Raw genomic sequence first — 15070 nt, forward strand, 5'->3', positions numbered from 1 at the left:
AAACTCTTCTATTTCGTAGTATAGGCAAAACTAATGGCGCTATCTGCTTGCGAGATTTTTCTAAAGGTATAGTTAGGATTGCCACCATAGTTTGTCTCAGACACAAGGAAAGAACCATCATCATATACTTTCTCGACAAAAGCCACATGACCGTAGATGGCTGGTGTGCCATGTGTACCTCCCACAAAAGAAACAATGGCACCTGCTCTTGGTGTAGAGCCAGTTTCCCCACCAAGACTTGAAGCTGTCGCAACCCAGTCCTGACCATTTCCCATGGTATTAATGATTGAAATCTTCTCTCCATTACTTCCTTTTAATTTTAAGCCTAATTGATTCATACGAGCCGCAACACCCCATGTACATTGTCCATAGGCATAGGCCATACCATCTCCACCACCAGGAACAGAATGCTCATACAAGTCCCCACGAACCCCTTCAAGGGATTGCGGGTCACTTTTTGCCTGTCCTCCATTTGTTTGGCTAAAGCCTTTTTCAATTTGGTAATACCATTCCGTTGCTCTGGTTTGTCTTTCCAGTAGTTTGTCACCAGAATTTCCCTCCCAATAGGTAAGGAAGAGTTGGGCCAGATTGGCTGCACTGCCCGTATTTCCAAAGAAATCCTTTAACCAACTTTGATAGTAAGGACTATCCCCGTGAAGCATAAAATCAAGTTGGAGGTCTAAATCATACCACTTCTTATTTTGGGTGCGTGCATAATTCAATAAAGCTGTATGACGTGTTGAACCATCTGCAGTATCCGTCCATTGCCCTAAACCCAAACCTCTATGAAGGATATTAGGATAAGCACCACTATAAATGGCTGGACCTCCAATTGCTAACCAGGTTTCATCATCCCATGAGGAATCGGTAGCGCCAACAGGAGGAGATAAATAATCTCCTTCAGCTCGTTTTGGATTAATAGAAGACTCTACAGACCAATTTCCTAAAATTGCCGCAATGGCTTGGGGACTTGCCCCTTGAGATTTTAAAAACTCATAAATATGTTTTGCTCGTTCAAACTCATCCCCACCAAACTGACCAATGGCAGGTAAGATAGTTGTCTGAAGTTGAATGACTTTTGGAAAATAAAATTGCGGATTGACATACACCAATTTTTCTTTCTTGTTTTTATACTTTTGATAAGAAACTTTCAAACCTGTATCGTCTGGTGTTTCACCAATAATATCACCCGTTAGGACTCTTCTCCCCTCAATCGCACGGCCATTATGAATAGAATACAAGGTCAATCGACTCTCATTCTCTCCTTTTCCGTTAGTGAGAATAACATTGTCGCCATCTAGAGATACAACTCCATCCATTGGTGCGACAATCGTTTGGTGAGCCTTCGCTTCTAGTAGAATGTACTCCTGAAGGGTAGGTTTTCCGTCTAAATCATAGTATCCATAACGATAAGTCATGGTTAGACTATCTTCGTTGCTTTTCCCCTCAAATGGATTGTCCAATTCCTGCATGGAAGCATACATACCCTCTTCTTTTAGTTCCTTTATTTCCTCTTGATCGTCTTTCGAGAGTTTATACTTAGGAGTTTCATAGAGGTCTTGCATGGATTTCAAATCTTCTCCATCGTTTAAATCATGCCACAAAGTAGATAGATAATCCTTGTAAGTTTCTGAACTAAACAAATGAACTGGTTTGTGTAACTCATAGTCATGGAATTTAAAGTTCATATACCCCATCACATCATCAATTTTTGTGTAATAGGTAATTCCTTTGTCATTTGTGCGAGTATGTTCTGCATCTTCCCAAGTTAGGTGGGTATAAGCTTTTGTTAATTCAAATTCATCTTGTTGAATCAAACTAGCAGATGAAAATCCTAAAAAGAAGCTCATTATAAGTAAAAGAAGAAAGACTATTCCTCCAACTATCCAGGTTACAGGATTTCCAGCCGCAAATGTAAAGAAGGAAAAGGCTGCTTTTAGTTTTTGATAGATATTTCGGACACTTGTAAGACCTTGTTTCTTTAATTTTCGAAACCGATTTTTAAAGGAACTTGGGTTATCTTTCGCTAGTTTCCATCCTTTTCCATCCTTAAAATGATGGTATCGCTCTTTTGTGTTGGTAAGTCTTTTCTTGGTAAAACGACCTGTTTCTTGTCCTGTTTTGACACTAGCTTTTCCAAGGTTATAAGAAAGCCGACTGTAGCGTTTTCCTTTTCTAATGGTCTCTTGTAGCGTGCGATAACCTTCTAAATCTTCATTTTCTGAAGCTAACTCTCCACCTTCACGGCCAAGGACATAAAGAAAAGTTTTGGCTTTCCTACTGACTTTTTTGGACTTATAGGCTTGTTTAGTAGATTTTAGATTCTCTTTTGCGGCCTTTACTTCTTTCTTAGATTTTAATTCTTCTAAACTCTTCCCTTGAAAGAAAAAATTAGATTTATGTTTCAATTCCTGACCGTAGAGAAATTTTTGATTGGTTTTTCTTTCTTTACGACTCTCTTTTCTTTCTTCTTTTGCTTGTACCTTGGCTTCTCTAAATTGCTCCTTGGCTATTTTCAATCGTTTCCTAGCATGAGGCAACCGTCTGTCTCTTAATTCTTTGCGATTCAAAAGAGATGGAGGACTATTTTGAAGAATATGGTTGTAGTCTTCATTTGCTTGTTTTACTCTCTCCTTTGAAGCTTCTCTCATCTCCTCTAGCTTCTGCTTCATCTCTTTTTTCCATGCTTTTTCATCCAGTACAGCGGAATCTTTTTTCTGTTTCTTCACCTCCTTCTTTCCTTGTTTCAAGAATTTCTTCTCATCTTTTAGACTTCTTCTAAATGCCTTTCGTGCACGTATGATTTCTCTTTTATCCTTCATTTTACTTCCCCTTAATTAGAAGCCATTTTATCAGGATCTGTACTCATGATATCAAACAATTGTGTACCTTGAGGAATCTTATTTTTAAAGGGTACGACAACTGAACCAGCTTTTATTAGTCCAGCCCCTTTTTCTGGATTGACTAGGTATTTTTCAAGTTCTTTTGACAAGCCTAAGAGTTGAACCAGTTCTTCTCGGTCATTTTTTGCTTGCTTGAGGAGAATCATAAATTCACTATTTGCAATAATCCGTCTACCATTTGGATCTAACAATAAGGTTTCGACATTTTGGGTTATCCCAGTCGGACTAGCTCCATATTTTCTGACACGACTCCACAATTTAAAGAAGAAATCACTAGCATATTTATCTAATAAGAGAAGCTGCATTTCATCAAAATAAATCCAGGTCTTCTTCCCTAATTTTTGGTTCCGAACAACACGATTCCATATCTGATCAAACACTACCATAAGGGCGATTTGTTTCAGCTCATCTCCTAACTTTTTAACGTTATAGATTAAGAAGTTAGATCCTGTCTGAATATTGGTCTTATGAGAAAAAATATCAAGAGAACCTTCGACATACAGTTCCATATCAAGTGCCAAGTTCTGCGCTTCTTCTTCTGGTTGTTGGCTCAAGACAAAGACCCATTCTTCCAAAGAAGGCTCTTTAAATGACTGATAGGTGAGTCTGGTAACTCTGTCGATAATCGATTTTTCTCTTCCATCCATTTTCCTATCCAATAACTTGCCGATAAAGGATAAAAGAAATTCTGATTTTACCTTTACAGGATCCTCATCCATATTTTCCTCAGACAAGTCAAGGACATTGAGATAAGTTTGGGAATCGGGCGCAATATCAATCATTTCTCCCCCAAAAGCCCGTCCAATAACACTGTACTCTGCTTCTGGATCCACGATGATAATTTCAGTATTTTCACCAGATTCCTTGATTTTGGTCGTGATAATTTCATGTTTGGTTGCCATCCCTTTCCCAGCTCCAGATGTTCCTAAAATCAGACCAGACGGTGTATTTAATAGACTGCGATCAATGGTAATAATATTGCTTGAGATTTGATTGATACCGTAATATTTCCCACTACGGTCTTGTAAATCTACTGAAGTCCAAGGTGAGTTCACTGCTATATTGGACGTTAATAAACTCCGTGATACTCCTTCTAAAAAATCACAACCAAATGGCAGCAAACTATTAAAAGCTGCTTCTTGCATATATGGAAGTTTATCAATCATTAGGTCATTTGAGCCGGCCACTTGTTGGATAGTGTCTAGGGCTTGTTTGAGTTCTTCTTCATCCTGACCAAAAACACCAATCAAGAAGACCGTTTGAAATAGTTTATCTCCTGTCTCGGTCATGGTTTTTAAGAGTTCCTCAGCTTCATCGATATTGCTTTCTAATACATGACCTACTTTTTCCAAATAGATACCTGTACGAGCTAGTTTTTGTTGTTCCCCAATCTTTTGGGATTCCATCAAGGTCTTCTTTGTTCGTAGTTTCTTCATAGCATCTGCCTTGGTCGAACTTTGAGCATGGAGGCTCACAATCAATTCCAAATCTCCTTGCATGAGGTCTCGAATAAACTGATCCCCTAATTCCATGCCGTAGTCTCTCACATAGACAATCTGCAATAAGCGGTCATTAATTTGTAGGTAATTCTTGTTTTTAAAATCTAAGAGATTAGGTGCTATGAAGTGACGAGTTGTCTGACCAGATCTCGTTAAATCACGGTAAGAAAAAGGAAGATGGTGTTCTCCTCTAAGCATATCTGCCAACAAGTTCACCCGTTCTTCTCCAGCCAAGGATTCAAATCGAGCTTCAATTTCTGAGAAACCACTCTTGAAATATTCTCCAATTTGGAACAAGGAACGATAGGCTTGTTTGGGATTAGTATCCTTTCTACCAAAGCTAATCAACTTCACAGCTGAAAAATTATTTTCGCCACTGTCTAAATTCTGATTCATCATCCGATTCAATTCTTTACGATAGCTATCGTACCCATCTTCTTTTTCCTCATACAAAACACTTTGTCTGAATTTTTCTAAATTCAATCTTTTATTAAAGATAGTTAATTGGAAGTTGGTTTGGTCATCTAGGGAGTTAATCAAATCAGAATACTTCTCAATGATTGCCCCCTTATCTTCTAAACCAACGGTCTGGTAATTGACATCACCAAGTAAATAGCTTTGTGAAAAATAATCTTCTTTTACCTGCATCAGACCATTTTGATACAGGGCTTGATAGGAAAGAGTATTAGCCGTAGAGGGTAACACTTCCTCTTTTTTCCCTTTAACTTCTTCCTTTTTATTAGTCATTGAAGTTTTTTGTTTCTTTAATGTATTTGATTTTCTTTTCATGTTCAGGTCCTTTCTTTCCTGTAATTGTGCGTAGGGGAACCGTTAGTTCAAAATGAAGACGGTATTTCAAATAATGTTCAAAATATAAATCATTGGGTTTATAGACTCCAAAAAGCATGAGGGGGATGGTAAAGGCAAACACAAAACCGTAAACAAACCAATCTCCAAATTGCCAGAAAAAGAGATTCAAGCCCAAAACAATAATTGTGACAATAAAGGCTGGTAAAACAAAGATGATTTGTCTTGTGGTGAAGCCTAACCAAGCCCTGTGTTGGTATTTTGAGATGTCTTTAAAGACACGTGTATTCATGACTTTCCTTTCTAAAAAGGCTAAGAAGCATTCACTTCCTAGCCTTTATCTAATTACATACCTAAGATTGAGCGAGCCGTACGTTGAGAACCAACGAGGGCAATAATCAGTAAGATAGCTTGTACCAAACTACCAAACATAATCGCAAGTGATTGCAGGACTCCTGCACCATTTGAAACAGCTATTTTCCCAGCAGATTCAAATAAAGGAACAAGAGAAACAATCAGAAAAATGAGAACCCCTTGTACCGCATAGACCATAATATTTTTTAAATAGCCAATACCAATAGACTTCCACTCATCACTTAAAAATGTTGGAATCGTAAGAGGGGCAAATGGAATCATAAGGTAGAGTTGAATAAATCGAATGGATACCAAAAGATTGACCATGGCTGCACTTACTATCCGAACTAGCCAAATTAGGAGGGCGAAAAAGCCCACAATCATCCGGCCAATAAATCCTGAACCTTTTAATCCAGAGATGGTATCATACTTTGCCCCACCGTGAGCCACAATCGAGGCCACTTGTTCAATGGCGTGACTCGCAATCCCGATGATAGCTTCTACGATAACGGTAGTATTGGTAATTACAACTGCGACCATAATGTAACTAATCAACATCGGCGCTAATGCTTCAAAGGTCATCGCTCCTCCTGAGTTAGCAATTTTCTTTGCCATCTTCGAAAATTCTAAGATGAGAACAACTGATAAAATCGCAACTCCAAGAGGCTGCATGACACTTTTAGTAATACTAGACATATAAGTCCAAACAGTTGGATTGTAGCTAGATAGAGATTTAATCAAATCTACCGTAGATTGTAAATCTACATTAAATCCTTCAAATAAATTTTCAGCTGATATTTTTTCAGATGCAAGGTAAACAAAGGGTGAGACTAAACTAAGATTCATGTCATTGTTGATCCTCCTAAATAGAAATCTGGGTTACAAAGGCTCCAGCAGCCCCTACCATAACTCCACCGACAATTTCAAGAATGGCATTCCGAACACCTGGTCCACCATCTTTAATGTTGGTTGCAAGGTTGACAATCCCCACAACAACGAGAAAGGCACCAACCGCAATCAATCCCTTCTGCAACAAAGACATAGCTTGTGCAAACATGGCACTTGCGTCTACTCCATAAACAAAACCTTTAAAATGCGTAATCATCTATTTCCTCTTTTCTATTTTTATTTTAAACTAGATTCAAAAGTTAAATCACGAATTCTAAGGCCTTCAAGATGATTTTCTTGTCTTTGATTCAAAGGATTGATTTGATAGTTCCACCACCGTTCATCGGTTTCTTGATTGGCTAGGTATTTCCAGTTTGGATGCTTAGTGGAATTGTATTTTTTGCTTTTAAAGACAGGCATATTGGCAATTCGAACCAAGCATTCATGCCGTTTCATATTTCCGACTTCATCAGGTGTCATTAAATCACGAGCAATCTTTTGATGAGAAAGGGATCCTGAACCTGTCTGGCCAAAGGAACGACTGGTATTTCGAACATCAATGGTTTGTTTACCGAGTAACCCACTCATAAATTTAAAGGTATCTTCATCATTACCACCTAAGTAGACTAAGCTATCACAATTTCCAAGAATAGTTTTCCAAGCTTCTTTTTCTTTATAGAGCCCTTGAAGTTGTGCAATATTTTGAAGAATGGGAACGAGACTCATATTACGAGAACGAACTGTTGAGGTTTGTTCAGCAAAATCTGGGATTTCTCCGATATTCGCGAACTCATCTAAATAGACTCTCACATGAAGAGGCAATTGACCCTTAAAATCAATATCTGCTTGTCTTGTTAAGGTTTGAAATACGGTTGAAAAAAAGAGGGCTGAAAGAAAGCGAAAGGTACTATCGTTATCTGGGATAACTAGGTAAACCATTGATTTTTCCTGGCCCCATGTCTTCATATCAAGGGTATCTCTTTTGGTCAAATCCATGACACTTTGAATATTGAAGAGGGCAAATTTAGCAGTGGTTACAGCTATAACAGAATCCAGAGTCTTATCCTTATAATTTTGAAAATCTGCCCAATTTCGCATGGTAAAATTTTCAGTCCCATACTTTTTAGAATAATTTTCAAATAGAATTTCTAAGACACTTTTTTCTTGATTTTCACCCTTGGATAAGTGTTTAATGAGTTTTGAGATTTCAGCAAAACTTGGATAACGCCCTCTTTTTTTTCGCTCTTCCACTTCTTTTTTTTGACGTTTCAACAAGTTTTGGTATTCTGTTTGACTCAAACGACTCTCTTCAATGTGCTGTTCTCTTGTTTTAGGTGGGTTATAGAAATCGACCAAGTAGGAGGCTAAAGCTCGTACCAAAGTCATAGAAGCTTCATCCCAAAATGGATCACTACGAGAGCCAGAGCCTTTGGTGTTATTGAAATAAACCGTCAGCATGCGATTCAAATCATTTTCTGTCTCTATATAGCGGAAAGGATTGAAGCCATCTGAGTTCTTCATATTGACTAAATCTAGCACCTTTACTTGGTAGCCATGTTCCAAAAAGAGTCTTCCTGTTTTCTCAGCTAAGTGATCTTTAGGATCCACGACAATATTTGAACTATTCATCTGAATCAGATTGGGTTTTACAAAGCGAAAGGTCTTCCCACTTCCTGAACCTCCGATCACCGCAATATTCTTATTTCTATCATATTGGGGTGATTTCTTATCTAATAATGTCAAACGAACATCTTGAGCTAAGATCGTATCATGAGAAAATTCTTTACCGTAAAAGAGCTTCTTTTCTTTTAGAGTTCCAAAACGGGCGCTCCCGTATTCTACTCCTTCTCGGTATTGTTTTTTGCAAGTCTCTAAATAGAGATAAACCAGCAACATCATCACAAAGCCTAGTAGAAAAAAAGCACTTGATTTTCCAGTAAAAGAAATATTCCATGGCGACTGAAGAACTTCATCTTGACCCTCCATCAGAAGATGAGTCCATTTATCTAATGTATTTCCAGTATAGGAATCATACAAAAGCGTCAAACGATGAAAAAGATAGCCTAGTAAGATACCTAACAGTGAGAATAGTAGGAATTTCTTTCCACTGTACATCATCTCACCATCTCTTTCTGTTTGACGGCTCCTTCTTGTCTAAAGGTAATTTGGGATTTAGCCTCATCAATTGCATCGTCTAATGACTTATCCATGGTAAAATCAGCTAATTTCTCTGGATTATTAACCATTTTTTCTAACAGATGGTCTAAATGATTGTCCAGAATCGAACGGTCTTTCGTGTAGAAATGTAGAGAATCCCCTTGCCAAGCGATGGCTAAAGGAATCTCTTCTTTTTCTAAAAAAGCTTTAAATTTCTCTATATCAATTGGTTTGTCTAAAAAATCTTTTTTCAGATTAATCGTATCAATCGAATAGGGAGATTGTAGCAATTCTTCTAATTTCTGCACCCCTATCTTATAGGCGGAATCCTGTGCTAAAGCCTGACGTCTAGACCATTCTAGAATCTTTAAAAGACTTTTTACAGTAAATAAAAGACTACGCTCAGCATATTGAACCGCCATTCGTTCCTGTTGTTCAGAGGACATCTGATACCTCCTTCTTAACAAATAGCAGCTTTCCTTCTTTATAACGATAAGCTATCAATTTCTGACGTTGCTTAATCGACTTGACAACCTGCAGTAGATCTCTCGAATAAGGTTCTCGAAGAGTAACTTCTACTGCATTCCCATCAACGATACCAACACGTTTAAATTCAATGTAGTCTTTTTTAAGATGTCCTAAGCCCATACCAAAAGGAAAGTGATGAATCAATTGGATGGTACAACCACCTTTATTTCCCATTTGTTTCAAATCATACAAGTTTACTACCTTCATGATTAACTCCTTTATCTAGTTTGTCGCATCGTTTAAGTCTGGTAACGATAAACTCCGTGTCTGTTAGAAAATTCTCACACACGTCTTGTGCCAGTTGCCCTTCACAGGGAGATACTCTCAGTCCCTACTTACACAGGCACGCTAATCAAGACGGAGTGGATTCAATTTTCAAAGAACAGGTAGCTTTATTATAGATAAGAGTAGTTGAAATTTTTATCACATTTTTTATTTTTCTGTAGAGCTAAATTCATACTAAACAAAGATTTTGAAATAAAAGACTAACGTTGTTACATAACGTTAGCATTTCATTTCCCTAAAACAAGCTAATTTGGTCTAAAAAAGCAGCAAACTATAAACTAGTAGGTTCCACACCAAATGTACACCCATACTTCCCCATAAGTCAGATTTATAGCGCACCATCCCTAAAAACATCCCAAGTGAAACATATAAACACCAAGCTAGTATGGTTCCTGGATGATGTGCTAAGGCAAATAAAACACTTGTCAAAGCAACTCTAATATCTATTTTACTGACCAAGTTCCATATAATTTCTCGATACAGAAATTCTTCAACCATACTCGCATTGATTAAGAACAATAAAAATGAAAACCAAGGAACTTGATGTTGAAGGCCAATTAAGTTTGCTTGGTTCGTGCTTCCTTGAGCATGAATCAGACTAAAACATAGGCTTGTAATCAGTAGGCTAACGAATCCAATACCAATCCACTTTATCCTAATTTTCATATTGACCTTGGCCACTTGTTTTCGTTGACCATACATCCATAAAAAAGAAATGAGTGACGCACAATAGAGAATCTGTAGTATAGTTAACTCACCGATACAAAGCAATTTAAGTAAGTATAGGGATAGCAATAGGACATTAACTTGTTGGAATATATAAACTGGAATTATTCTTTTCATAGTTACCTCCGAAATAAATCTTCATAATCTAAATCTAATACCTGCACAATCCTTTCTACCCATGGACTTTGAGGCATTCGTTGTTCCATCTTGTAGTGGCGTATCTTTTGATACAAACGATTCAATTCACTTGGATAGTGAAACTCTCCCGCAAACATTTTTCTGGTTAACTCAATCCAGCTGATATTTCTTTCAGCCAAAATAATGGACAAGTTCTCCCAAAATCGTTCTGCCATATTGCTTCTCCTTTAACTTGATAAATAATGTGTTTGTTCCATGTAAATCAATTGTTTCGTATCTCTAGGTAATAAAGCTCTAGCCTCCTCTAGATTCAGATTTGGATAAACTCGCTTATTTGAAACCGCAAGAGGAAGCCTGATGGTTAGTTCAGGATTTTTTAATATCATTTCAATGAAATCCGTTAATCTTAGATTGTCACGGTTCTTAAATCGTAATAAATTGGGAGATAAAAATTCAAAACAATCTGAAGAATAGCTCATCATCTCAATTAATTTATCCTTTGTCATTTCAGAAACTGAATGACAAGATACCTCGATGCCATAGTTTTGGAAGAAGTCTAAAAGAAGTTGATTTCTTTGGCTATTTTTACTTAGATAGAGATCAATCATGGGAGACCTCCCAAAGATTCGGTTCCATTTGATATTCTGATACGATTAAGGAATCTAATAAATTTGCGAAGTTAATCGGTTGCTTGTCTTCATCATAAGCTTTTACAGTTACTTGGGTTGTAAGTATTCCCTCTTTTCCCTCGGCTCGATAGCCTTGTCCATATAAAACAAAAACAAGATTTTGATGATCATCTACAAAGGCATCAACTCCATTCTTTATTTCTTGACTTTCAAGGAAGTCCATAATGTTTTGAAGATAGGATTCGTAAAATAGTGGGTAATTATGTTTTTTGTGGTAATCATCTAAAAATGTCACTTCAAACTCACATGGATAATTGGGCATCAAAAATAATTGTTCATCCAGCTGTTTGATCTCTGCATCATGTAATTCTATTTCTAATTCATCACAATCTAGTATTGATTCTTTATTTAATGCTTTCATCTTTTTCCTCTATTTCTTTTAATTTCTTTGCGATTGCGGCAATCACAGGAACGGTTACACTATTACCAGCTTGTTTATAGAGCTGACTATTACTAGAGACTTTTCTAGCAGCTTCAAAAGCCCAATCAGGAAAGCCCTGCAATCGAAAACACTCTTTAGGAGTGATTCGTCGTATTCTCAAACGGTAAAATTGTCCGTCTATTAATACACCAGCTACTTGGTAAACTTGTCTATCTTCTCCTTCATAGCTAGCCACTACTACTCCCATTTGACCACTAGTTGTCAAAGTATTGGCTATACCTTTTCCAACTCTACCACGACGATACTGAGAACTTGGTCTTTCTAAATTGATTGAATCCCCAATCTCTGCTTGAGCATATCCTTTTTTCGTTGCTTCTCGGACTTTTAAAAATTGGATTGGTTCTGGAATCAGTATTTTGGGAATTTTATCTCCCCCTTGCATCGTAGTCAGTGTTGGAGATAAGCCCTCACTTCCATAGACGCGACCGGTCTCCTTAAAGCTAGTTGGTAAATCTCCAACAACGACAATACCATGGCAATCCTGAGTATTTAAAGTAAACATCGTCTCTTGGTTTCCCTTAAAGCATCTACCATTTTGTCTGTTGTCTAATCTATCTGGTGTCATACAAGGAATCGCAATCTTAAATCCTTCTCCTTTACCACGAACTAAGGTTGGCGCAAGACCTTCTGTATAATAAACTTTACCGCTCATTCCACTTTTTGATGGATTCAAATTCCCTAATGTCTTTAAAATCTCAGAGTTAGTTGCTTGACCTTCTCGTCTGAAAGGAAATAAAAGTCTGGTACCTCTCTTTCTAGAATGTCCGATAATAAACACCCTTTCTCTGTTTTGGGGAACGCCAAAATCCTTACTGTTAAGCACCTGCCACTCAACATCAAACCCCAACTCATCAAACGTGGTAAGGATTGTGGTGAACGTCCGTCCCTTATCGTGATTGAGTAGGCCTTTAACATTTTCAAGAAAAAGAAAACGTGGTTGGATTTGTTTGGTCGCCCGAGCAATTTCAAAGAACAAAGTTCCTCTAGTATCTTCAAATCCCAATCGTCTTCCTGCGATTGAAAATGCTTGACAAGGGAATCCCCCACAGATGACATCGACTTTCCCTCTAAGTTTTTTAAATTCGTCATCTGAAACATCTCGTATGTCATGAAATTCGATTTCTCCTTCCGTTTGAAAAATGGACTTATAAGATTCTCTAGCAAATTTATCAATCTCACAAAATCCAATACACTCGTGTCCGACACTTTCCATTCCTAGTCGAAATCCACCGATACCAGAAAATAAATCAATAAATTTCATTTCTTGATTACTCCTTTCTGATCGACTACCAATGTCCAAAGAGTCACACCACTTGAAATTAAAATGAACATAACTAATATCCACTCGATTGGCGACATTTAACTACCTCCTTTTCTAACACGGTTATTCCAAACAGAATACAAACCGTTAAACACAAATTCAGCAAGCACTTCCGCACGTCTAACAAAGCGAACATTATCTAGAGCATACTGATAGATTCTCTCAAAATCAGTCATAGCAATTTCACTGGCTGTTTCAGAAAAACCTTCTCGTCTAAATTGATCTTGTACCAATCCCCAAATATAATCTCGATCATATTTTGTGACCTTTTCTACTTTTCTTTTCAAGATAGGTTGAGTATTCCTATCCTCCTCATCCTCAATAAATAAAAAATCAGTCTCACTATATTTAGTCTCACTAACTTCAGTCTCACTAGGGGCTGAATATGAGACGGGGGTCGTTTCATTTTCAACCTGCCCTAGTCTTTTTTTAACACTAGGCCTGTTTGAATTACCTACTGGGGTAGAAGATAATTCCCCTAAATAAATCTTATTAGCTAGTCTTCCTTTCTCACTTGAAGATTGTTGAACTTCATCAATTAAATCATATTCTTTAAGAGTTCTTTTGATGGACAGTAATTTTGACTTCGAACAACCTAATAGCTTCATCAGTTTAGAATTAGAAAATACTAAATAAACCGCTCCTTCTTCATCTATCCAACCACGACTAAGAGATAATTCTAAACGATCTTTTAAAATAGAATAAGCCACCTTTACCTCTAGTTTCATATCCATATATTTCTCATCCTCAAAAAGAATTTTAGGTAATTTATAATACCGTTCTGAAGTTTGGTATTGATTTGCGGTAATTCGTTTCATAGCGCTCCTCCAAGTTCTTTGAGTATTAAATCTCCACTTGATTCCAATCGAACCAAGCCACTTTTTTCTAATTCAGCCATAAGAGAGATGGCTTCAACAATGTCAATTCCCATTTCACGTACTAAAAATGAAATGACAATATAGCGTGATGATTGTAATTCTTTTGTCATTTTTCCTCCTGAAAATAAAAAAGGAGAACAATATTCAACTGTTCTCCAAAATAATTTTATTAAAAAGAAAAACCCTGCCAAATTAATTTTTGGTAGGGTTTTTGGTAGGAAACTAAATTAATTTATCAGTTTCTAAAATGTGTTCACGATTCTAAAAGGCTGATACTATAGTATTCCGAATTCTAATTGGTATATGCCTCTTATTTAAGAGTAACTGAAGCTCCAGCTTCTTCCAATTTAGCTTTGATTTCTTCTGCTTCTGCAGTTGGAACGCCTTCTTTGATGACACCTGGTGCACCATCAACAAGTTCTTTAGCTTCTTTAAGTCCAAGACCAGTGATTTCACGTACAACTTTGATAACGCCGACTTTCTTGTCGCCTGCAGCTGTCAATTCAACGTCAAATGAATCTTTAGCAGCTTCTTCAGCGCCACCAGCAGCAGCTACAGCTACAGGAGCAGCCGCAGTTACACCAAATTCTTCTTCGATAGCTTTTACAAGGTCGTTCAATTCAAGGATTGAAGCTTCTTTAATTTCAGCAATAATGTTTTCAATGTTCAATGCCATTGTTATTTCCTCCAAATAAGTTTTAAATTTTATAATAGTTTTTTTTCGTAGCTAGGCTACGCTGCGTAGCTTAAGATTAAGCTGCGTCTTCTTTGTTGTCTGCAACCGCTTTGACTGCAAGAGCAACGTTGCGCACTGGCGCTTGAAGTACAGAAAGGAGCATAGAAAGAAGTCCTTCGCGGTTTGGAAGAGTTGCAAGAGCAACGATTTCTTCTTTAGATGCGACAGCGCCTTCGATTGCACCACCTTTGATTTCAAGTGCTTCAGCGTTTTTAGCAAAGTCGTTCAAGATTTTCGCTGGTGCGATAACATCTTCGTTAGAAAATGCTACTGCAGATGGTCCAACAAATACTGATGCAAGATCTTCAAGACCAGCTTTTTCAGCTGCACGACGCAAGATTGAGTTTTTAATGACTTTATACTCAACTTCGCTTCCACGAAGCTCACGACGAAGAACTGTATCTTGCTCAACTGTCAAACCACGAGCGTCTACAACGACGATAGATGCAGCAGCTTTCATTTTTTCAGCTACTACGTCAACTAGTTCCGCTTTTTTAGCAATAATTGCTTCACTCATTAGTGTGTTCACCTCCGTAATTATTTTGCTTGGGGAATTTTTCCAAAAGAAAAACGCGCCCAAACCTAGACACGAAAGTACAATACGCTTCTTTTTACATGATACGTTTTGTCCTCGGTAGGATCTTTATGAGTCGAGCTCCCCTACTGTCTTAGGCAGTTTTTTCAAACCGTATATAAGTATAGCATAGACAAAAAAAGAA

General features: G+C 37.4%; 17 protein-coding genes and 1 other annotated feature. All 17 genes read right to left on the reverse strand.

What is annotated here, in order from left to right; all coding sequences use genetic code 11:
• Positions 1-8: 8 nt before the first annotated feature.
• The 17 genes from BLS46_RS03590 to rplJ all read right to left on the reverse strand — a co-directional run bounded on the left by BLS46_RS03590 (position 9) and on the right by rplJ (position 14868).
• Positions 9-2822, reverse strand: a complete 2814-nt coding sequence (locus BLS46_RS03590; RefSeq protein ID WP_084972562.1) for a phage tail tip lysozyme — start codon at positions 2820-2822, stop codon at positions 9-11.
• A gap of 11 nt (positions 2823-2833) precedes the next feature.
• Positions 2834-5191 (reverse strand): VirB4-like conjugal transfer ATPase, CD1110 family, encoded by a 2358-nt coding sequence (locus tag BLS46_RS03595; protein ID WP_180364039.1) that lies wholly within the window; start codon positions 5189-5191, stop codon positions 2834-2836.
• On the reverse strand, positions 5142-5501 hold the full coding sequence (locus BLS46_RS03600; RefSeq protein ID WP_001097589.1) for a PrgI family protein: 360 nt from the start codon (positions 5499-5501) through the stop codon (positions 5142-5144). Before BLS46_RS03600 ends, BLS46_RS03595 begins: the two co-directional genes overlap by 50 nt.
• 53 nt (positions 5502-5554) lie before the next feature.
• Positions 5555-6409: a VirB6/TrbL-like conjugal transfer protein, CD1112 family gene (locus tag BLS46_RS03605; RefSeq protein ID WP_001054257.1), complete on the reverse strand. Its 855-nt coding sequence runs from the start codon at positions 6407-6409 to the stop codon at positions 5555-5557.
• 16 nt (positions 6410-6425) lie between these two features.
• Positions 6426-6668 (reverse strand): hypothetical protein, encoded by a 243-nt coding sequence (locus BLS46_RS03610; RefSeq protein ID WP_000627865.1) that lies wholly within the window; start codon positions 6666-6668, stop codon positions 6426-6428.
• Between the two features lie 20 nt (positions 6669-6688).
• Positions 6689-8566 carry a VirD4-like conjugal transfer protein, CD1115 family gene (locus tag BLS46_RS03615; RefSeq protein WP_084972631.1) on the reverse strand — a complete coding sequence of 626 codons (1878 nt, stop codon included), beginning with the start codon at positions 8564-8566 and terminating at the stop codon, positions 6689-6691.
• Complete coding sequence (locus tag BLS46_RS03620) at positions 8566-9054, reverse strand: hypothetical protein (protein WP_048791736.1); 489 nt, start codon at positions 9052-9054, stop codon at positions 8566-8568. The genes BLS46_RS03615 and BLS46_RS03620 overlap by 1 nt, the downstream gene beginning before the upstream one ends.
• Positions 9044-9343 carry a hypothetical protein gene (locus tag BLS46_RS03625; protein WP_048791737.1) on the reverse strand — a complete coding sequence of 100 codons (300 nt, stop codon included), beginning with the start codon at positions 9341-9343 and terminating at the stop codon, positions 9044-9046. Before BLS46_RS03625 ends, BLS46_RS03620 begins: the two co-directional genes overlap by 11 nt.
• Positions 9344-9676: 333 nt before the next feature.
• On the reverse strand, positions 9677-10264 hold the full coding sequence (locus BLS46_RS03630; protein ID WP_084972563.1) for a CPBP family intramembrane glutamic endopeptidase: 588 nt from the start codon (positions 10262-10264) through the stop codon (positions 9677-9679).
• Positions 10265-10266: 2 nt separating this feature from the next.
• Complete coding sequence (locus BLS46_RS03635) at positions 10267-10500, reverse strand: hypothetical protein (RefSeq protein WP_000840776.1); 234 nt, start codon at positions 10498-10500, stop codon at positions 10267-10269.
• Between the two features lie 12 nt (positions 10501-10512).
• On the reverse strand, positions 10513-10893 hold the full coding sequence (locus BLS46_RS03640) for a thioredoxin domain-containing protein (RefSeq protein WP_000566547.1): 381 nt from the start codon (positions 10891-10893) through the stop codon (positions 10513-10515).
• The gene (locus tag BLS46_RS03645; protein WP_084972564.1) at positions 10886-11335 is read right to left on the reverse strand and encodes a hypothetical protein; all 450 of its coding nucleotides are present in this window, start codon (positions 11333-11335) and stop codon (positions 10886-10888) included. Before BLS46_RS03645 ends, BLS46_RS03640 begins: the two co-directional genes overlap by 8 nt.
• Entirely contained in the window at positions 11319-12677 is a 1359-nt protein-coding gene (gene dcm / locus BLS46_RS03650; protein ID WP_084972565.1) for a DNA (cytosine-5-)-methyltransferase, read from the reverse strand. Before dcm ends, BLS46_RS03645 begins: the two co-directional genes overlap by 17 nt.
• Before the next feature lie 98 nt (positions 12678-12775).
• The gene (locus BLS46_RS03655) at positions 12776-13555 is read right to left on the reverse strand and encodes a replication initiator protein A (RefSeq protein WP_048791742.1); all 780 of its coding nucleotides are present in this window, start codon (positions 13553-13555) and stop codon (positions 12776-12778) included.
• Positions 13552-13725, reverse strand: coding sequence for a hypothetical protein (locus tag BLS46_RS03660; protein WP_000159607.1), 174 nt, complete (start codon positions 13723-13725; stop codon positions 13552-13554). Before BLS46_RS03660 ends, BLS46_RS03655 begins: the two co-directional genes overlap by 4 nt.
• 200 nt (positions 13726-13925) lie before the next feature.
• On the reverse strand, positions 13926-14291 hold the full coding sequence (gene rplL, locus BLS46_RS03665; protein WP_001196969.1) for a 50S ribosomal protein L7/L12: 366 nt from the start codon (positions 14289-14291) through the stop codon (positions 13926-13928).
• A 76-nt stretch (positions 14292-14367) separates the two neighbouring features.
• Complete coding sequence (gene rplJ, locus BLS46_RS03670) at positions 14368-14868, reverse strand: 50S ribosomal protein L10 (protein WP_001287274.1); 501 nt, start codon at positions 14866-14868, stop codon at positions 14368-14370.
• 38 nt (positions 14869-14906) lie between these two features.
• Positions 14907-15042 (reverse strand) — a sequence feature (ribosomal protein L10 leader region).
• Positions 15043-15070: the final 28 nt, after the last annotated feature.

The organism is Streptococcus sp. NLAE-zl-C503 (assembly GCF_900104285.1).
Lineage (GTDB): Bacteria > Bacillota > Bacilli > Lactobacillales > Streptococcaceae > Streptococcus.